This window comes from Leptothoe sp. ISB3NOV94-8A, assembly GCF_043421595.1.
Lineage (GTDB): Bacteria > Cyanobacteriota > Cyanobacteriia > Phormidesmidales > Phormidesmidaceae > Leptothoe > Leptothoe turfae.
In genome coordinates, this window is record NZ_JAXSQW010000001.1 from 1,244,758 (window position 1) to 1,267,186 (window position 22,429).

Annotated in this window: 18 protein-coding genes; 11 read left to right on the forward strand and 7 right to left on the reverse strand. The window is 45.8% G+C overall.

Translation table 11 applies throughout. From position 1 onward, the window contains the following. The 6 genes from SPB21_RS05455 to SPB21_RS05480 form a co-directional block, all read right to left on the reverse strand. Positions 1 to 339 (reverse strand): HetP family heterocyst commitment protein, encoded by a 339-nt coding sequence (locus tag SPB21_RS05455; RefSeq protein WP_163664487.1) that lies wholly within the window; start codon positions 337 to 339, stop codon positions 1 to 3. 35 nt (positions 340 to 374) lie between these two features. Then, complete coding sequence (locus SPB21_RS05460) at positions 375 to 569, reverse strand: hypothetical protein (RefSeq protein ID WP_163664486.1); 195 nt, start codon at positions 567 to 569, stop codon at positions 375 to 377. A gap of 56 nt (positions 570 to 625) precedes the next feature. After that, positions 626 to 1,393, reverse strand: coding sequence for a peptidylprolyl isomerase (locus SPB21_RS05465; RefSeq protein WP_499865860.1), 768 nt, complete (start codon positions 1,391 to 1,393; stop codon positions 626 to 628). A gap of 381 nt (positions 1,394 to 1,774) precedes the next feature. Then, complete coding sequence (locus tag SPB21_RS05470) at positions 1,775 to 2,113, reverse strand: HetP family heterocyst commitment protein (RefSeq protein ID WP_163664482.1); 339 nt, start codon at positions 2,111 to 2,113, stop codon at positions 1,775 to 1,777. A gap of 152 nt (positions 2,114 to 2,265) precedes the next feature. Then, positions 2,266 to 3,600, reverse strand: coding sequence for an HlyD family type I secretion periplasmic adaptor subunit (locus SPB21_RS05475; RefSeq protein WP_499865861.1), 1,335 nt, complete (start codon positions 3,598 to 3,600; stop codon positions 2,266 to 2,268). Between the two features lie 116 nt (positions 3,601 to 3,716). Then, on the reverse strand, positions 3,717 to 6,809 hold the full coding sequence (locus SPB21_RS05480) for a peptidase domain-containing ABC transporter (protein WP_499865863.1): 3,093 nt from the start codon (positions 6,807 to 6,809) through the stop codon (positions 3,717 to 3,719). Positions 6,810 to 8,071: 1,262 nt separating this feature from the next. Here SPB21_RS05480 and SPB21_RS05485 point away from each other — a divergent pair. The 5 genes from SPB21_RS05485 to SPB21_RS05505 all read left to right on the forward strand — a co-directional run bounded on the left by SPB21_RS05485 (position 8,072) and on the right by SPB21_RS05505 (position 13,918). Then, on the forward strand, positions 8,072 to 9,424 hold the full coding sequence (locus tag SPB21_RS05485; RefSeq protein WP_163664476.1) for an AAA-like domain-containing protein: 1,353 nt from the start codon (positions 8,072 to 8,074) through the stop codon (positions 9,422 to 9,424). Positions 9,425 to 9,548: 124 nt separating this feature from the next. Further along, positions 9,549 to 10,073, forward strand: a complete 525-nt coding sequence (locus SPB21_RS05490) for a zinc ribbon domain-containing protein (protein WP_499865865.1) — start codon at positions 9,549 to 9,551, stop codon at positions 10,071 to 10,073. A gap of 416 nt (positions 10,074 to 10,489) precedes the next feature. Continuing rightward, positions 10,490 to 11,935 carry a circularly permuted type 2 ATP-grasp protein gene (locus SPB21_RS05495; protein WP_250564940.1) on the forward strand — a complete coding sequence of 482 codons (1,446 nt, stop codon included), beginning with the start codon at positions 10,490 to 10,492 and terminating at the stop codon, positions 11,933 to 11,935. Between the two features lie 63 nt (positions 11,936 to 11,998). After that, a complete protein-coding gene (locus SPB21_RS05500) occupies positions 11,999 to 12,949 on the forward strand; it encodes an alpha-E domain-containing protein (protein ID WP_163664472.1) in 951 nt (316 codons plus the stop codon). Between the two features lie 111 nt (positions 12,950 to 13,060). Then, positions 13,061 to 13,918 carry a transglutaminase family protein gene (locus tag SPB21_RS05505; RefSeq protein ID WP_499865867.1) on the forward strand — a complete coding sequence of 286 codons (858 nt, stop codon included), beginning with the start codon at positions 13,061 to 13,063 and terminating at the stop codon, positions 13,916 to 13,918. A gap of 15 nt (positions 13,919 to 13,933) precedes the next feature. Here the strand turns inward: SPB21_RS05505 and SPB21_RS05510 are convergent, their stop codons facing one another. Beyond that, positions 13,934 to 15,589, reverse strand: coding sequence for a right-handed parallel beta-helix repeat-containing protein (locus SPB21_RS05510; RefSeq protein ID WP_163664468.1), 1,656 nt, complete (start codon positions 15,587 to 15,589; stop codon positions 13,934 to 13,936). 447 nt (positions 15,590 to 16,036) lie between these two features. Here SPB21_RS05510 and SPB21_RS05515 point away from each other — a divergent pair, with 447 nt between their 5' ends. The 6 genes from SPB21_RS05515 (at position 16,037) to SPB21_RS05540 (ending at position 22,383) form a co-directional block, all read left to right on the forward strand. Then, positions 16,037 to 16,897, forward strand: a complete 861-nt coding sequence (locus SPB21_RS05515; RefSeq protein ID WP_250564939.1) for a metal ABC transporter permease — start codon at positions 16,037 to 16,039, stop codon at positions 16,895 to 16,897. A gap of 394 nt (positions 16,898 to 17,291) precedes the next feature. Further along, a complete protein-coding gene (locus tag SPB21_RS05520) occupies positions 17,292 to 18,248 on the forward strand; it encodes an alpha-tubulin N-acetyltransferase (RefSeq protein WP_163699811.1) in 957 nt (318 codons plus the stop codon). Between the two features lie 113 nt (positions 18,249 to 18,361). After that, positions 18,362 to 19,105 carry a metal ABC transporter ATP-binding protein gene (locus tag SPB21_RS05525; protein ID WP_163699809.1) on the forward strand — a complete coding sequence of 248 codons (744 nt, stop codon included), beginning with the start codon at positions 18,362 to 18,364 and terminating at the stop codon, positions 19,103 to 19,105. Between the two features lie 150 nt (positions 19,106 to 19,255). Then, positions 19,256 to 19,903, forward strand: coding sequence for a transglutaminase-like domain-containing protein (locus SPB21_RS05530; protein ID WP_163664462.1), 648 nt, complete (start codon positions 19,256 to 19,258; stop codon positions 19,901 to 19,903). Positions 19,904 to 20,091: 188 nt separating this feature from the next. Further along, entirely contained in the window at positions 20,092 to 21,102 is a 1,011-nt protein-coding gene (locus tag SPB21_RS05535; protein ID WP_499865868.1) for a fatty acid desaturase family protein, read from the forward strand. Positions 21,103 to 21,249: 147 nt separating this feature from the next. Continuing rightward, positions 21,250 to 22,383: an aromatic ring-hydroxylating oxygenase subunit alpha gene (locus tag SPB21_RS05540; protein ID WP_499865870.1), complete on the forward strand. Its 1,134-nt coding sequence runs from the start codon at positions 21,250 to 21,252 to the stop codon at positions 22,381 to 22,383. Positions 22,384 to 22,429 lie beyond the last annotated feature (46 nt).

A 22,429-nucleotide genomic window follows, 5' to 3' on the forward strand; every position in this document is an offset into this window, starting at 1 on the left:
TTAGTTACTCCATTTCAATGTGGGCGAAACGGTTTGGCTTAACCATTGTTTCCAGCCACCTCTAATATTGATTTGAGACGTATCAACGGTCTTTAGGTATTTGAGGTCGGTAATTTTTTGCCCAGTGTTTTGATGCCCTGTAGAGCATTGAGGCATAGTTAGTGATTCTTGCAACGCTCTCTCTTGATGTCGATTTGCTTTCATTAAGCGATGATAGGTTCGATAGGGCATATATTGAAGTGGATTATGGCCTTCACCATAAAGAAATAAAACGCAAGCCCAAGAATATTTGCCATCAAGAATGGCCTCGATCACTTCATCAAACTCTGCTTTATTCATCGATTCCCTCCAGTGTGTGAGTAGTCATTTCAAAGCTATTCCGTCACGCTAGAATGGCTACTGGCACAGCTACTTGACTGGTTGGGAGATATGTCTACGTCTACCCATTGCTGATAACTTGTCTTCTCTGGGGTCGAATTATCCGAAATAATAACAGTGCTACTCGCCTCTGCAACCACCTGTCCGTTAGCAGTAATAATACGCTTTTTTACAAAATTTTGTCGTTTCATGGTCCAATTCTCCTAATTACATGGGTACTTATTAAATCAATCGTCTCGACACATGGTTATGTGAAGGCTGGATCCAATAGATTTGAATCCAAGTCACTATAAACTAAATGGTTAATCTCTTGTGCCAACCATTCATCAAAAAGCTCCTGAATAATCTCTTGTCGAATCTCCTGTGTTAACTGAGCTGCAATAAAGGCTTTAACCATAAACAGACTATAGCCAGAGTCTGTTTCAATTGGGCCAATAACGCTATCTGGGGGGGAGCCAAAAATAGCAGCGGCCACATGGGGCTCCAATTGCCATCGGCACAGCTTACCCTCATAGCCACATCGCAACTGACGGTCTAAATTGATATCATATACATGGGCCGCAGCATAGAATGTGATTTCCTTTTCCAGAATCTGATACCGTATTTCTGTGGCAATGTGGGATTCTTTGACTTGCAGCTGGTAGAGCAAAACTTGATCAAACTGAAGTCGCTTTTGTGAAAAATACTTCTCAACATCTGAGGCAAATAAACTTTCCTTTAGCTTTTTTTCTAAAAGGTTTGAATATATGCCTGCTTCCCAATCATCAACGCCCATTAAGTGGTCAGCTAGCCAAACAAAGGTGTCAGTCGCTTTTTCTAGGTGATACTCACGGCGAAGACGCTCCGCTTCAGCTTCAACATCTGAAGGGGTAACTGTTATATCTCTAATGCGAGCCCCATGCTGGATTACTTTTTGACTCAGTAGTTTTTGGTAAATACCTTTAAGTTGAGTTGTTTGTTTAAGGTAACTAACAATCTCTTCTGAGGTGAAATCAGCCTTAGAAAAATCTGTCATATGTCAGAGTCTTCCAGTGTATAGTCAGCTTAATGGTTTCTCTCGTTGAGAAGTGTAAAACTGATGAGTTTTTCCTATTTAGAATGCTAAGCCCACATCTATGGTTAATGGTGATGACCGATCATCCATTTAATCATGGGGCCGTGAATTCTAAGTTTTCTTGAGAATAGCTTGGTTTTAGGTAGATGTCAGGCCATTTTGGCCAACGGTAACAATTGTTACAAAAAGCAATAAACCCTTTATTCAGCTGAGCTTTCAAAAAGCTTTTGAATAAAGGGTTTGACCTATTTTTGATGAAAATCAACCAGATTAATCGTTGCCTGTTTATACGCTCAATTATTTTGGAGTAAGTGTTGCCTATTAGCCCCTTATCAATGAATTCTAATGGAGAGATAGTGGTTTGGAAGAATTCAGTTTGAACCGTGAACAAACGCTTCTAAACCCACCTCGGACAGACCGGTCGTTCTGATGACTGTCCTTTAAATAAGATAGGTCTGTGATGTGTGAGCCTGTCCCATGGGTAGAGTTTTGATGTTGGCTACCTGCTGAATTATTGTTCTGTTTGCAGGCAATTTGCTGCTGTTTGAGTAAGCGATTGTAGGTACGACAGGGAATGTATTCTTTAGGATTATATCCCTTGCCCCGTAGCCATAATACACAGGCCCATGAGTATTTACCATCTAAAATGGCTGTCATGACATCATCTGACTGTTTATCCATTTTTGATATCCTCTATCTGTTGTTAAATGATTGAATCTCTATTGTGAACTGAGTATTTGTTTCACGGACATGCTCACATTAGTGAGCTTAAGGAGCTGTCAAGCGTCTAAAATGCCTTGATGAAAATCTTTATTACATCTACAATCTAGAGCCTATAAATTGATTCCACCCTTTTTTAACTGTTTGAAAGGATCGATCAAAATGTTGATGACTCGACGTCGACGCAGACTAATATCAACGGTGGCCGTTTGCCCAGGCTTGAAGTTTTTAGGTCCTTTTTCAGTTTCCATATAATGGCTCAAGAGAGCTATCTCAACTTCATAGACCTCTCCTAATTTCTCATCCTTGACGGCATCAGGGGCAACGGTCACCACGGTTCCATCGACTACGCCATAGTCTTGAAAAGGATAGGCATCAAACTTGATCCGCGCAGTCATGCCAGCTTGTACAAAGCCAGCATCTCGATTAGCTAGCTTAGCAAATAATATCAATGGAGCCTCCTTTGGCGCGATTTCTGCGATCGGTTGGCCTGCATCTACAACCTCATCAGGGTTCGCAATTTTGACGTTAAGAACGACACCATCCACCGGTGCTTCCAGAGTTCTATGGCCTAATTTAGCGTAGGCTCCTCGCAGTTGAGTTTTGATTTCAAGAATGTTAGCTCTCAGCTGAGTTGTTTCTACTTCTAGCTGTTGCAGGCGCTGCTGAACTTCTAATACATGACGTTTACCGTCTGCCTGTTGGTGTTTTTGTTCTGCCTTTAAACGTTTGACTTCTGACAGCTGTCCTTGCAAATCACCCTCGTATTGGGTCATGGCTTGCTGTCGTGATAGAAGAGATTGCTCAGCATTAAAGAAATATTCCTGGGAGATTGCTCCATGCTCTTGTAGAGAATGCAGCCGCTGAATACGCTCTTGATGGGCCGTAATTTCTGTCTGAATTTGTGTTGTTAGTGCTTGTGTCGTCGTGGCTTTGGATTTAGCCTGCTCAATAGCTACTGTATAGGTCAGGCTATTGGCCTGGACACCTGCTTGTCGGGTTTGAATCTCTAAACGGGTTTTTGCCACCAAGGCTTGGGTTTGGCTAAGTTTGTCTTGGGCAGCTTCTAGGGCTTGTTCCAGTCGTTCGATTTCATTGCGGTCAAGCTGATCATCTAGCTTCAGTATGGCTTGGCCAGCCTGCACTGGCTCACCTTCTTTGACTAAAATGTCTAACACTTTACCCTGTTTAACAGGCATCACTTTATAGACTTCTCCCTGGGGGATCAACTGTCCGCGGGCAGAACTCACTTCCTCAATTTTTCCCACATAGGCCCAAATGCCAAATGCAATGCAAAAGGTAATACCGCCTGTCAGCAGACGGTAGGGCAGCTGCGATGGTGGGCGGTCCAGGGTGGATTGCACCGCGGGTGACCAGGCTGTGATGGCTGAATCAGGCGATGATGTGGATGTGGGCGCAGTGTTGGTAATGCTAGATACGTGTGTCATGGGTCTGCACTCCAAAAAAGGGGGCTTTGCATAGGGTCGTGACCATAGCGACCCGTCTCTTGATAAAAAAGAAAGAATAACGCTTAGTAACTGATGCTCATTACTGGGCTGGCGACTCAGAGCATTAGCTGTTGCTGGGCTAGATAGTAGTACAAGCCCCGTTCCGCAATCAGCTGGTCATGGCTGCCCTGTTCCACAAGGATTCCTTGATCTAGAACAAGAATGCGATCGACCTGGCGTACGGTCGATAGTCGGTGAGCGATGATAAAGGTGGTGCGGTTACGACTTAGCTGGGCTAGGTTGTGTTGAAAACGTCGCTCGGATTCGGTATCTAGTGAGCTGGTTGCTTCATCTAAAATCAAGACACGTGGCTGTCCTAGCAAAGCTCGTGCAATGGCTATGCGCTGTCGCTGCCCTCCAGAAAGTGTGGCCCCTCTTTCTCCTACCTTGGTGTTATATCCCAAGGGTAATGCTTGAATAAAGCTGTGGGCTTCGGCAAGCTTAGCGACTTCAACAACATCGTCAATGGTATAGTTGGGGCGATGTAGGGTGATGTTGTCTAGAATAGTCCCAGAAAATAGGAAGCATTCTTGAGGGACAACCCCGAGTTGCGATCGCAATGAATGGGGAGCAATATGACGAATTTCATGGCCATCAACCAGAATACGACCACTACTCGCATGATACAGCCCCTGTAGTAGGCTAATGAGTGTTGATTTACCTGAGCCGCTACGTCCTACAATGGCAACGGTTTCTCCAACAGGGACATCAAAAGAAATATTCTGTAGAATGTTACGCTCGTCATCCTCTGCATAGCGAAACGTTACATTGTCGAACTTAATGTGACCTTGAATAGATGGCAATTCCAACATAGAACGTTGGGTGGCTTCTTCAGGTTTAGCAGAAAAAATATCATTGAGCCGTTCTATGGAAATTGTCACCTCTTGGAATTCGTCCCAGAGCCCTACGAGAGCCAGTACGGGGCCGATGACACTGCCAATCAGCATGTTAAAGGCAAAAAACTGCCCAATGGTTAGCTGATCCTGGATCACCAGATAGGCACCGTACCAGATTAAAGCCGTACTCCCTAATGAGTGAATAACGCCACTCGATGCTTGCAATGCATTGGCCAGTTTTTGACCATGGAATCGAGCATTGAGTAGCTGAATTAAGTCATTTTCCCAACGCCAGCGAGCTTCTTGTTCCACAGAGACAGCTTTAATGGTGCCAATACCTGCCATCATTTCTACTAAAGTCGAATTTTCCTTAGCATCAGCATTAAAGATCTTGCGTGATACCCGTCGCAATAATGGTGTCGCTCCAATAGCTAGTAGGGCAATGCATGGAATAAATGCTAAAACCAATAACGTTAAATGCCAGTTGTAATAGGCCATTAAGGCAATATAGACAACCATCATCACGACATCTAGCCAAACAATAACTAGCTGCCGTGTGAGAAACAGCTGAATCTTCTGTCCTTCTTCAACTCGTGTTGTGATGTCCCCCACATGGCGAAAATCAAAAAACTTTAAGGGTAGTTTTAATGTGTGCTGTACAAAACCACTGATTAATGAAAGATCTAAACGATTTGAAAAGTAATCTAGGAGGTATTGACGTACAGCCGTTAACCCAATTTGCCAGAGACCAAAGAGCAATAGACCCATAGCAAACACATTGAGTGTAACGATACTACGCTGTACTACCACGCGGTCCAGAATCACCTGAGTAAACAGGGGAGTTACCAAACCAACAATCTGAATTAGCAATGAAGTGAGAATGATTTGGCTAATGAGAGTGCGGTAGGGCCATAGTAATCTGATCAGATTACCCATCGATTGCTGACCCTCAGCAGTCAACGCTTGTAGCCGGTCAGTGGGGTCCAGGAGCAGAGCATAGCCAGTCCATCCTTCTAAAAACTCTTTCTGCTGTATCCATTTACGACCTTTGGCTGGGTCTGCGATTAAAATACGTTTAGACTGAATTCGATAGACCACAACATAGTGGTCTCCTTGCCAATGGGCTACAAATGGGTGTTGTTTTTCATGCAGACGATCTAAACTCGCCCGAACTGGCCTAGTCTCAAAGCCTACTTTCTCAGCAGCTCTGACTAGCCCTTTTAAGGACGTCCCTTCTCGACTAGTCCCTGCCAGTTCTCGTAGAACATTAAGACTGATCTGTTTACCCCAGTACTGGGCTACCATAGCCAGGCAAGCCACACCACAATCTGCTGTACTTTGCTGCTCAATAAAAGGAAAACCTTGCCAGGGGTGGCGTCCTCGATAACGGGGTTGAGGAAACTCCACTAGACCTTGCTCAGAAATGTTCTCAGGCAAGCCCATTCTATGGGCAGGAGGCGTAACTGAATTTAATGTGGATGTGGAATTCAACACATTTTCAAGAGATATCCTGTTCTTAAATGATGGTGTTTCTACCGTATTTGTTTTGAATCCATTGGATAACGTAGATTCTACGGGGTGTAAAAACGGGAATCGAGCCCATTGTTTTTTGGGGAGGCTATAGATTGACAACGCTTCTCGGGCAACCCAATCAGTCGGAATCGGTTGGGGATACCCCCAACTATCTCCCGGCAACAATGGATTATGTCCATGGCGAGATGATTGAATATGGCCTGATCTCAACCAAAAATGAGAGTCATCGCCTAATTCAACTAATCGCTGTTGACAGGGGACCTGTTGCTGTTGACAGGCACCGACAAACGGATCTAGCTCATAACTACTGAGCCCTTGGAAAGAGGTCATCGTCTTGAAGAAGATTAGCTTTTCGCGGTGTTGGGCTTGGGAAAGTAGATATGTCTTTAAATCTGGTAGCTGGTTAATCCAACGTTGGAAAGTGGTTAACGACATCCAAGCAATTTCAACATTTTCAGCGGCTACGACCCGATATGTGAGCTTGTGATCGTTTAATATTGGCTCCACCCCAAATGTATCACCGCGCTTTAGAGATTGCACAGGGGTGCCACCCATCACCTCTGCATCACTAACAATACGAGCACGACCATCACAGATGATATAAAGCCCTGCACCCTCTTCATGGGATAACGGAGAACCTTGAGGACCTTCCCCATAGGCAAAGAATTCATCGCCTATCTTGTATGTACAAATTTGGAAGGCTTGATTAAAAGCAGTCGGAATAGCAGAAGCTACATTAATTAATGCAGCAATATTAAAAGGTACTGAGGAGTAGTTCATCACCCAAATCCAAACGTGTGCAGGTAAAAACCAGGAAGTTTTAGAACTAAAATTCTTAGATTTCCTGCAACAGAAATCTAGTTGCGGGACTAAGCAGCTTTAGGTTAGCTACCGATTACCCTTGGACCACAGCTGTATGGAACAAACATCTGTGTATTAGGAAATGAATTGAAAATTGAATGAACGTACGTAGATAAATATTGTAAGGTACTTTCTAGAAAGAAAAATCCTTTCCGACTATGGTGAAGCTGACAGGGAAAAATCATTTTTTATTATTACCGTTTTAGGTTAAATTGAAGTTTTTTATAAGAAAATGTGGGTTATTGCCATAATATGCGCAATAATCTCACTCACCACAGCAACAGTATATATATGAGACGCTAACAAAAAACAATATTGAATTTAAGTTGTTATTAAATTTAAATAAATAATTAAGCTGATGCTTTATCGAAGCATGTAGTATGTATTGCAATCTTCGCAAAAAGCCTTCCCCCGTCTGAGGGAAGGCTTTTTTAGTATGTCCGTATTGTTGGTGGTAGAGCACAATACGCCTAATTGCTTAAAATCATAAGCACTATTGCCCAATAACTGGGTTTTTAACAACTGCCTAAGATATTCAAAGGGTTAGATTAAATGAGATCAAGCGAATTACTCTCTTCCCATGGAAAGTCTTAGGAGATTAATATGCAGGCTCTTCTTTGATTTTCACTTCAATATTCCTTAGACATATTGATGCTCCCATCGCTTTTCGGTTGACGAACTACAGAGACTGAATGAAATCATGAGCACATCGTACTTACTCAACTGCGAGAGAGCTCTCACATTGACTGATTGTGTATAGTAATTGCTCAGCAATCGCACTGTCACCGTACTCTTGTCTCAACTCAGTGTATATAAACTAAGAGATTTTTCCATCTGACAAAAGTTACTTGTATTCCTCTTGAAGGGTTACTTATTCCATTAGATAGCGCAAACGTATTTTTTTTTAAAAATAAGATTCAATACAAAAACCAACAACTATGATGATGGCTCAGTGCGGTTTGTGACATTTTTTAATAAAATCTGAAATCTTATTCTACCCTCAGGCACGTCAGGGTGCCTGAGGGGCATGCATTCACTAAGTCTGATTCTTGTCAACACCCAAAAGGTTACTTTCTTGAAAAACTCTAATAAAATTAATTTAGTACACAAAAGTTATCCCCATAAGCGATATATGATAGTGCGTATATGCCCTATGGCTTACCCATATCTCTAGGAGCCCTATGACCCCTGATGAGATAGTTCATGTGCTTAATGCAACAGGGCAAAAGCAGTTGCTTCCCGTGCAGGAACTGATTTTACGCCAGTCTTGGGAAGGAGAAACCTATGCCAGTATGGCAGAGGAATTGCATTACGATGCGGCTTATCTAAAAAAAGTGGCGTTTGAGCTATGGCATTTGTTGTCGGATACCTTTGAAACTCCCATTAGTAAAGTTACACTGCGTCCGATCCTTGAACCACAATCCTTAGCCCCTCACCAAAAACAGTTTCTTGAGGACAGTCAATCTCTCCTTGGCAGGCAAGTCTATTTAACAGAGTTATGCTTCAAAAGTAAGTTTCCTGCTGGTTCTATTCCCGTTGGTTCAGCGCTATATATTAGTCATCCAACGATTGAAGACATGGCTTGTCAAGAGATAAGTGAGCCAGGAGGAATGGTGCGCATTAAAGCTCCTAGGAGAATGGGTAAAAGTTCATTGCTGCTCAGAATGCTATCGCATGCAGCCGTTCAAAACTATCGGACTGTTTACTTGGACTGTCAAGAGATTGATGGTCGTCTCAAAGAGGACCAGACTAAATTTCTACGTTGGTTCTGTGCCAACATCAGCTATCAGCTGGATCTAGAGCCTAAACTTGATGATTATTGGGATGTAGAAATGGGTGCTCGTTTAAGTTCTACCCTGTATATTGAGCAATATATCCTTAGGCAGCTTAAAAAACCGCTGGTATTATTTGTGGATGATGCAGATCTGCTCTTGCAGCATATTGACATGGCTCGTTGTTTTTTCTCAGTCTTGAGATCATGGCACGAACGGGCGAAGCGCATTGTTTCAATGCAAAATCTCCGACTAGTGGTAACTTATTGCTCAGAGTTTCACAGTTTTCTCGATATCAGCCAATCTTTATGCAACGTCGGCTTGCCAATCAAGTTGCCCTATTTTAGCTTGAATCAGATGCAGCAGTTGGCAGGTCGCTATAAACTACATGACTCGGAAGGTAATGCCGATATAACTTGGCTTTCCTCATTGTTAGCGATGACAGGTGGCCACCCCTATCTCGTGCAGCTGGCGTTTTATAACCTTTGTCAGGGCGCTGTTACTGTAAGGCAATTGTTACGCGATGCACCGACCCTGGCCAGCATTTACCAAGATCATTTGCGTGGTTACTTAGTGGCTTTGCAGTTGCGTCCTGAGTTAATCGCTGCTCTCAAAGACGTCATGACTGCGGAGCAGAGTACCAAGGTTGATCCGATGTTGGCCTATGAGTTAGATAGTATGGGACTCATACAGCTACAGGGTAACCAGGTAATACCTAGCTGTGAGCTATATCGTTTGTACTTTAGTGCGCAACTTTCGTAAGTCTTTCATAATTTAATAGCGGTCAACGGCTGAGTATAGCTCAGGATTAAGATTTTCTGATGTTTATTCATGTTCCCGGCTGGGAAGGCATCATTTAATGATAGCCCTACCTAATCAGATCATCATGGCCTACGTATGTGAACTCAACCCTGGTCACCATGTTTATTTAGATAATCAGGGAGATCAAACGACTGTCACCACGACTATGGGAATGCCAGGACAACAGCAACAGGCTAGTAGCAGCATGACTACGGGGCCTTGGATTGCACCGCCAGAGGGATATCAAAATACCGCTGGGGCTATCGTTAAGTTGTTGACTGCCCAGGGTGAAACCTGTGTGTATATCCAGGGTAATAGCATTACCCTGGCAGGTAGTGAGGTATCTATGGTCGGTGCACAGCAGTTGTCGATGCGACAAACGGTTGCTATGCCCACCTCATCTATGCCGCCGATGCCACCGATGACCATGGGGACGATGCAAATGACGATGACCCCGATGGAAATGCATATGGGGAATATGGAATTAAAGATGAATGCGGCTAATCAAGCGCCTCAACCTGCGGCTACTCGACAGTTTTGTAGCCAGTGTGGTGCCAAAGTTGCCCCTGGGGATAATTTTTGCTCTAGTTGTGGTCACGCCTTAAGCTGAAGGAGATTTTTCCAGGTCTTTTATAGCCACAGCCTTTCTGTTTAAACGGGGATTGAACAACTGTTTTTACAGAATGTGTATAAAAGGATAGTCTCGTATGCTACATCCTCTGTCAGCCTGGATTCTTTCAATTTCCAGGAGGTGTTTGTGGCAGGCTGTTTGCCTCTGTTCTCAAATGCTCTCTGGGGGTTGAGCTTGGATGCCTGTGGCACTCTCTCGATGATTACCATAGCAATATCACAATAGTGTTCAAAGTTTTGAGCGTTATTGTTCTTCATGGAAAAACGTAATGGTGATAACTGAACGCTGTTTTACCCATTAATGGCTTAACCTGGTATTAAATTTTTGCCAGATGTATGGACTTTTACAATTTGCGATACCGATAGCCGCTAATCAGTGGAATATGCGCTTTGAGAATGCTGATTGTGTTTAATTCCTACGATCCCGGAGATTTTTACGACGAGCTATTTGTCAGACGAGGGGTGCCTCGACCCGAGGCGGCACTATTGGTGAAGCGTATCAGTGACATTTCCATTGATGAGCTGATGCTGCGCCAACAGATGGCTCAGAATATGTTGTTTAAGCTGGGCGTAACGTTTAACGTTTATAACGATAATCAAGGAACAGAGCGAATTTTTCCATTTGATGTAGTGCCTCGCGTAGTGCCTCGCAATGAGTGGCAGTGGCTGGAAACAGGCTTAAAACAGCGTATTAAAGCGTTAAATTGTTTCTTGGACGACATTTATAATGGTCAAAATATTATCAAGGACGGTGTTATTCCCAGGGAGGTGATTGAGTCTGCCACGGGTTTTTTGAAGCCTTGCTTGGGTTTAAAGCCGCCGAAAGGGATCTGGTGTCACATCACTGGGACTGATTTAGTTCGCGATCGCAACGGTAACTGGTATGTCCTTGAAGATAATCTCCGCTGTCCCTCTGGCGTCTCCTACGTTTTAGAAAATCGACGGGTGATGAAAGGGGCATTTCCAGCCCTGTTTGAGGCCCTCAATATTAACCCAGTGGACGATTATCCCAGTCAGCTACTCGCCTCCCTATTGCACCTGGCACCCGACGGAATGCCCGAGCCGCGAGTGGTTCTGTTGTCTCCCGGTATCTATAATTCTGCTTATTTTGAGCATTCATTTTTGGCTCAACAGATGGGCATTGAACTGGTGGAAGGTCGAGATTTAGTTGTGGCAGACGGCTATTTGCAAATGAAGACCACTAAAGGGTTGCAGCGGGTAGATGTGATTTACCGCCGCATTGATGATGAATTCTTAGATCCTCTGACCTTCCATCCTGATTCTCTCTTGGGGGTGCCAGGGCTCATGGACGTGTATCGTCAGGGGCGGGTTGCGATCGCCAATGCTCCAGGTACCGGTGTTGCCGATGACAAGATGATCTACAGTTACGTGCCCGCCATGGTGCGTTATTACCTCGATGAGGCGCAGATCATCCCCAATGTTCCTACTTATCTCTGCGAAAATTCCCAGCAGCAGGACTATGTACTCCACCATCTGGATCAGCTGGTGGTCAAAGCCACCAATGCCTCGGGAGGTTACGGCATGTTAGTGGGCCCCCATGCCACCGATCCAGAGCGTGATGCCTTTGCTGACCAGATTAAGGCGAATCCTCGGGGGTATATTGCCCAGCCCACCCTTTGCCTCTCCCGGGTACCGGCTTTGGTTAACAGTCAGTTTCAAGGCTGCCATGTGGATTTGCGCCCGTTTATTTTGAACGGAGAAGATATCTATGTGAATCCAGGGGGGTTAACGCGGGTGGCTTTGAAGAAAGGGTCGCTGGTGGTGAATTCATCCCAGGGGGGAGGGAGTAAGGATACGTGGGTGGTGGCAGCGGCGAATTAAGTAGGTCTATTTTTTCCCCTTTTGGTGGGTTGTGCCCACCCTACACTTTTCTTAAAAACAACTATGCTAAGTCGCGTTGCTGATTCCATCTATTGGATTAACCGCTATGTGGAACGGGCGGAAAATGTGTCCCGTTTTGTGGATGTTAACTTGAATCTGTTGCTTGATACCCCCATGGGTACGCTACAACAGTGGGAGCCACTGGTGGTAACCACGGGCGATCAGGAGATCTTTAAAGAGCGCTATGGTGCAGCGACGGCTGAAAATGTGCTGAGGTTTCTCACCTTTGATGCGGACTATCCTAATTCCATTCGTGCCTGCGTGAAATCGGCCAGGGAGAATGCCCGTTCGGTGCGAGAGATTATTTCATCGGAAATGTGGGAACAGCTAAATGAGTTTTACCTGATGGTGGAAGCTGCGGCTAAGTCCGATGAAGTGGCTGAACTCTATGCGTTTTACCCTGAGGTGAAACTTGCCAGTCACCTCTTTGCTGGGGTGATGGATGCCACCATGTCCCACAATGAGGGCTGGCACTTTGGCCGATTGGGGCGCTTTTTAGAACGAGCGGATAAAACAGCCCGGATCTTAGATGTGAAGTATTTTATTCTGCTGCCATCGATAGCGGCGGTGGGTAGCTCTTTAGATAACCTCCAGTGGATTGCCCTATTGCGCTCCGCCAGTGCCTACGAGATGTACCGCAAGTGTCAGCATCTCATTAATCCCAGAGGCGTTGTGGACTTTTTGGTGCTGCATCCCGAATTTCCCCGGTCTATTCGCTGTTGCATTTTACAGGCTGAGCAGTCTTTGAATAAAATCTCAGGCTCACCCATAGGTACCTGGCGGCTCAGTAGTGAGCGGCGTTTGGGCAAGTTGCGATCGCACCTCGAATACATCACCCTAGATGAGATTTTCCAAACCGGGCTCCACGAATTTTTGGATCATCTCCAGGATGACCTGAACCATGTGGGTAGTGCCATTACCGAAAATTTTTTTGGGGTCTCGGTCTTGGCTTAATGGGGATAGACCATTGTAGGGACGTTATATGTAAGGCCCCTACAATGGTGTGTTGATAACCCTGGTTAAAAACCCATTAGCCCTTAACCAACGCTCACCCTAAAACCCGCTGTGCGCTATCGCATTGTCCATCAAACTCAATATCACTATGTTGAACCTGTACAGCTAGGACTGCATCTATTGCGGCTGCAACCACGGGTAGACGGTAGTCAACGTCTGCATCAATTCACCTGTAAGGTTGCCCCTACACCTGACAAATCTACTGACTGGCTTGATTTAGAGGGCAATGTTTGTCGCCAGGTACAGTTTGTCGATACCCCTATCGCCACCTTGACCATCACCAGTCAATGTGATGTAGAAACCCTGCGGTCTAATCCCTTTGACTATCTTTCTCCAGACTGGGCAATGACGGCTCCCCTAGATTATCCCCAGTCTGTGCAGCGTCTAGTTGCCCCTTATCTGACATCCCCCTGTACCCATAGCCCAGCTGTGATTGACTGGGCTCAACAACAGCTGCATCAGGTGGACGGCAATGTGGGCCTATTTTTGACCGGTCTTACCCAAACCATTTACCAAACCTGTACCTATGAAACCCGCCACCATGGCCCACCCTGGCCAGCGGGTGTGGTGCTGGCCAAACAGCGAGGGTCTTGCCGCGATTTTGCCGTGCTCTTTATGGCTGCCTGTCGAGCGGTGGGGCTGGCGGCAAGATTTGTCAGCGGTTATCAACGGGGCGATGCTGACCAAACGACCCATGAGTTACACGCTTGGCCTGAGGTGTACATACCCGGCGGTGGCTGGCGGGGCTTTGACCCGACCCTGGGTTTGGCCGTTGCCGATGGTCATATTGCCCTAGCAGCCGCAGTGGAACCGACCCAGGCCGCTCCCATCACCGGCAGACTACAGTCCGGCTATTTGGGTCAGAGCACCCTAACGGCAAACATCCGGTTAAATGTAGTGGATGGCTAGGCCGCAAAGCGTGACCTAGCCTGTGACCATGGCACCCACCCACTTCAGCCACGATGCAACGAACTGCCTGGGGGACCATTGCCTCCCTCTGGGGGATCCTGGCATCCCAGGGTCGTCCTGAGACATGGCCGTGGTTGTCTCACTGTGGGTAGCACTCAACTCCGTTCCATTCACTGTGAACTCCCCATTGACGCCTACCCTGAAGTTCAAGGGTTCGAGCAGACCTTGGGGTGACCCTGTCTCAGGGTTATTAAAATCATTCACATCGGCAATATTGATCAGTTTATTGTTCTCAATGACAGCACGATAACTGTCTTGGTTACGCATGAGCGGACGCGAGATGCCGTTGACCCGAATGAGGTTGTCTTTAATCTCAATGGTGCTGAAGTCTGTCTTTTTATGGAAACCAAATAAGCCCGCTTTTCTGGGGGTTTCAGTTTGATTGGCGATCACCTCGTTATTGTAAAACGAAAAGTTGTTATAGATGCCTTTATGCCAAACCACCCCCCTACCCGGGTTCACAATCAGATTGTTATGGAATTTTGTGGGACCGTTGGCGGGTTCTTCACCAAAGTTTGAAATTAAATTGCCATGATCTTTGCCAGTGTCAAAAACAAAAACATTATTGTTGATCTCAGCACCATTGCGAGCCCATTCTAAGGAATAGGAGCTAGTGAAGTAGTTATGGTGAATGTGAAATGTGAAGCCATCCTCAGGGATGTTGCCCCCGCCAAACTTTGGGATTGAAATGGTGCCACTGAGATAATTGTGATCAATTTCAACAAAACGATCGTTTTCAAATGGCAGCTCAATGGAAAAGTCTGTTTTGATGCTGTTGTTGGAGATTCTTACATTTCTAAACTGTCGGCCTTTGATGCCATATACATTGATGTTGCGCTGGCCACTTTTAGAAATGTCATTGTTGTAAATTTCGGAGTCTTTGAGATACGTTGCAAAAATCGAGCCGCTGGTGATGCCACTGTCCCCATGCCCTTGGCCACCCGCATCAATAAATATATTGTCATGAATGGTTGCATTCTTCACCTGAAACAGTCTAACGGAACTCCACAAAAAGTCCTTGAACTCCAGGTTCTTGAGCACCAGGCCTTGATTACGCCCACTAAAAATTGCACCATGAATCTCTGGCCCGGTTAAGGTCATATTTGTAAAGGAGACATTATTAGCGGTTTTCTTGAGACTAAACAAATAGGCATTTTGATCAATGGAATCAAAAACTGTTTCGCCATCGGGTAGTCCTTGGGTACCCACCTTAAATGAGCTTCTATTTTGTAAAACTGTGCGTCCACGACCGGCCCCCTTAAATACGATATTGGCCCTGTTGACGTTAAGGGTTTTGGCCAGGTCAAAAACACCTTCAGGAATGTAAAGTGTGGCCGTGGTATCGGCTCTACTTTCTGCCGTAAGCCAGTTAATGGCTGCCTGAATTGTTGTGGAGTCATCTCGACCGTCATTAGCAACAGCATTATCAAGCCCTGGATTGGCTTCAAAAACTTCCGGAGGAAGGTTAGTGATGTCAATAGTGGTGGATGATCTGGCGGTGCTATTGTCAGCGATTGTGACGGAACTGACAATTTCTGTAGGGTGACTGATGTGGGGATAGGCTGAGGTCTCAAGCCCTGACAAGATGGCGACAAGTATATAAAAAAACATACAATGGCTAAGTCCTAGATGATTGTGAACAGGCTTGCGTTGCAGAAGAGTAGGATTTTTGTAGACAAAATTGCCAGGCTATCTACTAGATCCTGGTGTTCTTAATGCATATCAGTAGAGAAAATAGACGTCTCCACAGATAAATTTTGCTGTTGCTGATTTAGAGTAGGAACCAGTCTATGAAACCGACTAACCGTTGGGATTTGCTCGATAGAATCCTCAAATTTGAGGTGTCATGGCGGACCTTTCTAAGGACGTGGGCACTGTTGGGCACTGTAGTGGTAGATGTCCCTTAGAAAACCCAAATTTGGTTGCTTGATTTTGGTTGCTTAATGTTTACAGGGTTTGCTGTATATCCCTTTGATATAGGTTAGGGCAGCTTCACAGACATTATAGTCACGAATAAGGGATTAGTGTGGTTGATATGGTGCAGTTTTGAGGTCCATTATGGATTGGCTATTTGATCCGCTGAATTATGATTTTATGCGTCAGGCACTACTGGCGGGTGTGCTCATCGGAATTCTTTGCCCAGTCGTCGGTACCTATTTAATTGTGCAGCGGATGGCCTTGTTGGGGGATGTGGTTGCCCATGCGGTACTGCCAGGGCTTGCGATCGCAAATTTCCTGACCATCCCCCTTCTGCTGGGAGCCTTTATCTCTGGCATTATCAGTACGTTTGTGACCACCTGGATTCAGGCTCAATCCAAGGTCAAGGTAGATACGGCCATGGCCATTACCTTTTCCAGCTTTTTTGCGTTGGGCATTACCCTGCTGACGATCCTACGCAGTCGTATCGGCCTTGAAGGGCTTCTGTTTGGCGATATTCTGAGTATTTCAATGGGTGATGTCTGGCAGATTGGCTGGATTACCGTCATTATTCTAGTTGCTGTCAAAATTTTCTATAAAGAACTCTTATTCTTTACCTTTGATCCGTTAGGGGCAGAGGCGAGTGGTCTGCCGGTTACCCGGATCAATGTGGGATTGATGACCCTGATTACCCTGGCGATTGTGGCTGGCATGAAGGCGGTGGGAGTTATTTTGGTGATGGCCTTAATGATTAGCCCGGCGGCTGCCGCCTCTTTATTAACGACTGAACTTCACTGGATGATGATGGTCGGTTCAGGCCTGGGTGTGATTTCTAGCCTGGTGGGTATGTATGTGAGCTATTACCTTGATATTCCGTCGGGGCCAGCGATTACATTGACCCTATTTAGCTGTTTTTTATTGACATTGCTATTTAGCCCTAGCCAGGGAATATTGACCCACCGTTTTTGGGTTTCTAAGCGCCAAAACAACACCTTAAATTGATACCCGATTTTTTGGACCGTTTCTACGCCGCCTCCATGGTAGGAAGATTCGACTAGAGAACACCTCTCTGTCATGGCTGATTTAGGAAATGAATCGACAATGATCAATATCTCAAGGCTTGAGAATTGATAGGGAACGAGGCCATAACAAACTATCTCTAACAACAATTCAAGCTGAGTTGGTATCGACATTACAGTGGATTGCCATCAGTGGCTTCAGGCATTGATGGCAATCTCTTCATGATTTTTTGTCCAAATCACATATCGATACCTCATCTTGATGGGAGAGACTATAATGAAACTAGTTTGTTCAAGATTCTTCTTTCTGAATATCGCCCTCTGAAAACTTGTTACAAGTCATTAAATTTATTTTTCTGGTTGTTCATTAATTTAAGATGACTGCTCCTTCCCTTCGATTACTGCTCTCAACATTGATTGACTATGCAGGGTTGCTTTCTTCTACGAGCCTAGGTATGGCAGCAGCCATCACTGCCTATGAGCGATATAGTGACAGTTCCCATCGTTGGATGCTGGGACGATTTGTCTTATGTTTATCTCAATTATCTCAGTTTGAAAACTGTTTAGATGAATTAGAGCAACAATATGCAGCAGCCTTTTGGCCACTGAGCGTCATCTTAGAGCCTTCGGCGCAAGCACTAGAGAATTTAGCGCCGTGGCTAAAAAAACAAAACCGGTTTACGATTTCAGCCCTTGAATTTAAGCTGGCAGGTGCAGATGCGATCGCACCCCTGCTTCCCCATCTGCCACCCCACAGCGATCTCTTTTTTGAGGTACCCCTGGATGCGACCCTACCCGACTATTTGGCAGTATTGCAAGGTAGCCGCGCGGCCATTAAGGTGCGCATGGGTGGGCCAACTGCTGCCGATTGCCCCAGCATTGATACATTAGCCCATTTGCTAGTAACCTGTGCCAATGGGCAGATTCCCTTGAAGGCGACTGGTGGTCTACATCAGCCCTTACGCAGTTGGCAACTGCTACCCGATGGCAATTCCGTAGAAGTGCATGGCTTCCTCAACATTGCCCTGGCTGCTGCCTTTGCCTACGGCTATGGAGCTACGGCATCTGATATTACGACGATTTTGCAAATCAATACCCTGGATGACCTGATTTTTTCGGCTCAAGAGATTATCTGCCACAGCCCCCTGTGGTCACCGGAACCAGAATTATCTAACGTGGCAGGGCATTTGCCCTTAGAGATATTGGCAAATGTTCGCAGCCGTTATTTTCTGGGAATTAACGCTAATTCATTTCAGGAACCGTTGGCCAACCTTTACCGTTTAGGTTTACTGGGCAATGCGTTGGGGGTGCCATCCTATGCATTTTCCAGTTGATTTACCCGATATCTACCAATATCTAAAGGAATAAATCAACCTCTACCATGGCATGCCCTCAAAAATTTGCTATAGTTGCGATTGCCATACGATAACGATTATCATTTCTACCCATGCTAGAGGTTGAAAACCTGTCCGTTAACTATCGGGGCGTTTCGGCATTGGATGCAATTACATTGCATTTGCAACCGGGGGAGCTGGTGGGGTTAATTGGCCCCAATGGAGCAGGTAAAAGCACTCTAATCAAAGCCATTTTGGGGCTAACCCCCTGCCAGGGACGGGTGCTATTTTGTGGTGGACCTCTGCGACGACAGCGGCGACGGGTGGCCTATGTACCGCAGCGATCGCAAATTGATTGGGACTATCCTGTGACTGTCTGGAATGTTGTGATGATGGCCCAGACTAGAGCCTTAGGATGGGTCCGTCGCCCTGGCGTTGATGCTAAGCGGATGACCAGTGAAGCCCTTGATCGTGTAGATATGCTATCTCTCAAAGATCGTCCCATTGGTCAGCTTTCCGGCGGGCAGCAGCAGCGTGTATTTCTGGCCCGTGCCTTAGCTCAGCAGGCAGAACTCTTTTTGCTCGATGAACCATTCACTGGCATTGATAAGAAGACTGAGGCCGTGATGGTCGATATTTTTGCCGAACTCAGTGCCCAACGAAAAACAATACTGGTATGTAGCCATGAATGGGGTGATGATCTTTATCGCTATGATCGATTGCTATTACTCAATCGGCAACTGCTGGCCAACGATCGCCCCCATGCAGTGATGACCATGGACAATATCCAACGCGCCTTTGGTATGAATTCTCAATCGAGCTTTGGCACGCCTCAGGCCATGCGATTAGTGAGTTAACCAGCTCCGCCAATTTTTTGTAGGGCAAGCTCATGTTCATGGGCAGACCCCATTAACTCATTTGATGGATGGGTTCAAAGCGGCTGATTTAAGCTATCTAATATCTCCGTTACCATCCTTAAGATGTACTGTTTTAAGGGCTAGGTCGAGATGAGTGATCAACCAGCGATAACCGCCTATTTGCAGACCTCCAACATTATTGATTGGCAACACCCGTCCATTGTGGAGCTGGCCGCTTTTCTCGCAAAAGGCCATGGAAAACCGACGGAAATTGCCCAGGTCTGCTTTCAATGGGTGCGGGATGAAATTCGTCACAGTTTTGACTATCAGTTAAACCCGGTGACCTGTCGCGCGTCCGATGTGCTGCGGCATCGGACGGGTTATTGTTATGCCAAAAGCCATCTGCTCGCTGCCCTGCTGCGGGCTAATGCCATTCCGACTGGCTTTTGTTATCAACGCCTAAGTGTCAATGATCAGGGTGCACCCTATTGTCTCCACGGGTTAAATGCCGTTTATTTACCTGAAATCGGCTGGTATCGCATTGACCCGAGGGGAAACCGTGGGGGGATAGATGCACGGTTTATGCCCCCTCAGGAAAAACTCGCCTTTAGCCCGCGATTAACAGAAGAGACTGATTTTCCTGCGATTCTGCCAGCCCCGTTGGCAGTGGTTGTAGACGCTTTAAATAATTACCAAACTTGGCATAGCTTGCTGCAAAAGCTTCCAGATCTTTCTCCTGAGATGGCAGCAAAGTATGGACTATGGCAAAATCTCAGACCTCATCCCTCTAATTTTTAGGGCCTTTGTGTTCCCACTAAACCTCATAATTTCTTCATTTTTTACCGTTACATTAGTAAGATAGGCAAAACCATCAGCGCCATGGGCTATTCATTCAAGCCAATGGCCCCATGGTTTGTTGTTGCCAAGCGTCAATAGTAATGGGGCTAGGTACAATGGTGAGTCTACCTAATCAAAAACATATCACTATGACAGAGGCCTGTTTGCGACCGACAGTTTCCAACAAGGCTCTACAAGCAGCCGTTACCGATTTGCAGGCCGTCAATTTCTGGGTAGGGTGCTTACGCTTTGGTGTATTGGGAGTTGCTGTAATAGGCTGTATAACCTTGGCCTGGACCCATGCTGCTGGCCTCAGTTTCTGGGGATGGACTGTTGTCGCAGGTGTGTTTTATGCCTTCTGGCTGATCTGTACCCATGACGCGATTCACCATACACTTCTAGGCTGGCCTGTTGTGGAAGAGACGCTGGCACGAATCATATCTTGGCCGATGCTCTGGCCCGTCGGTGTTTATGCAAAGCTGCATCGGTTACACCACGGTTGGAATGGTCTAGATTTACGCGACCCAGAGCGCATTCAATGGACTACCCAGGAATATCAGGATGCATCGCCCTTCGTACAGTGGTACATGCGCCACCAGTGGCTGATAGATATTCTGATTTTGGGTGGTTTAGGAATCATCCTTAAAACCCTCATGGGTGGCCGCAGATGTCAGGATTTATTACCCCGATTGAGATTTCAGTTATTTGCTGATTTTTTGGGCATAGGAATTGTTCAGGCTTGTTTAATTGCGGTTGTTATTCTTTCCCACACAAGTATTTGGCGTTATTTGTTATTTTGGCTTTGCCTAGAACGAGTTGTTGGCGTGATTGCCCAAACACGAGCACATTTAGAACACTATGGTTTATGGCAGCAAGTGGGCGGTCATCAACTGACGCAACTATATTCTTCTCGAAATTTACAGACGAGCCACTGGTTTAGTTGGTTAGTGGGAGGTCTCAACTACCATGCTGTACACCATGCCTTTCCATCGATTCCATTTAATCAGCTGCCCCAGGCCTATGATCGGCTTCAGACTGTGTTGGATGATCATGGGATGCCCGCAATGGAACTCGAACAGGGCTATACCCAGGCGGTGCGGCGATTGATGAATCGCTTCATTTTAATTCCTATGGCTGGGGGGCTCTCAACGAAGCATTAGGCCTGTTATTGCTTTTTATCCACCCATCTAAAGCCCCAACCAGGGGCTTTATTTTTGTGCAGTCCCCGTATAGTCACTATCGCAGTATTTGGTTCGTTTGATATTCTTTGTGCACAGACGGTACTACGGGAAAAGAAGCGATACATTATGAGCCCTTCTAAACAGTTCAACTACACATTAAATCAGTCCCTGGCCCCCAACATTCCAAGTCGGATGCTGGCACGTCAGCAAAAGACTTTCACGGATCTTGATCTGTTTGCCCATGAGATGACCAGCATTTTTGATAACGATTGGGTGATGGTAGGGCGTTCGGGGGCGATTCCCAATCCCGGGGACTATATGACGGCATCCTTAGGGTCACGGCCTATTATTGTCATGCGTCAGCAAGATGGTGACCTTCGGACAATGGCAAACTACTGTCTGCATCGTTACGTCAAACTGTTAGAGGGCTGTGGGTCCACAAAAAGTATTGTGTGCCCTTACCATTGCTGGGTTTATAAATTAGATGGTGAGTTAGTCAGTGTGCCTGAGCGGGAAGGGTTTAGGGCGGGCGACATTGATGGACTTTCCTTGGAAACCCTGGCGACAGAAGAGTATCTTGGTTACATTTTTGTTGCTCTACGACAAGACTTGCTGCCAGTGTCTGAGCGGTTGAAAAATCTTAGCTATATACTTAAGAATTTTGAGCTAGATCGTTATGAAGATCGGCATGTGGTGCATGAGGAACAATGGAATGCTAACTGGAAGCTGATCTACCACAACTTTATTGAGAGTTATCACACCACTTACACCCATACGAAGTCTATTGGCCCTGCGAACCCAACCAAGTTAGTTGAATATGGCCCGACTGGCGATCCCAATTTTACGATTCACAGTAATTCGTATACCCATGAACATCAGCCAGCTATTTATAACCCCCAGCTAGATGAAAATGAACATAGACGGTTTTATGTGGCGGGTGTTTTCCCGAATGGTTTAGTTGCGGTTGAACCAAATTTTGTTTGGTGGATGGCCCTTGAACCCAAATCTGTTGACCAGACAAATGCTCGTTGGGGAGTTTCTTTCTCTCACCATGCGATGCAGACAATACCTGATCCTGATAAGTTTGTGAAAGAGATTGTCAATGTGATTGAAATAGCGACCATTGAAGATAAGGAAATGGTTGAGCGGATGCAGGCAGGTGCGAATTTTGGTTCGGATAAATCAGGTTTATTGCATGCTCCGTTGGAGGTGTATATCAAGGAGTTTGATGATTATGTTATGCGGTTATCGGGTCATTGATATCGATCTGGTAAGCTGACTTTACACCAGCTTTTTCTTAGGTTAA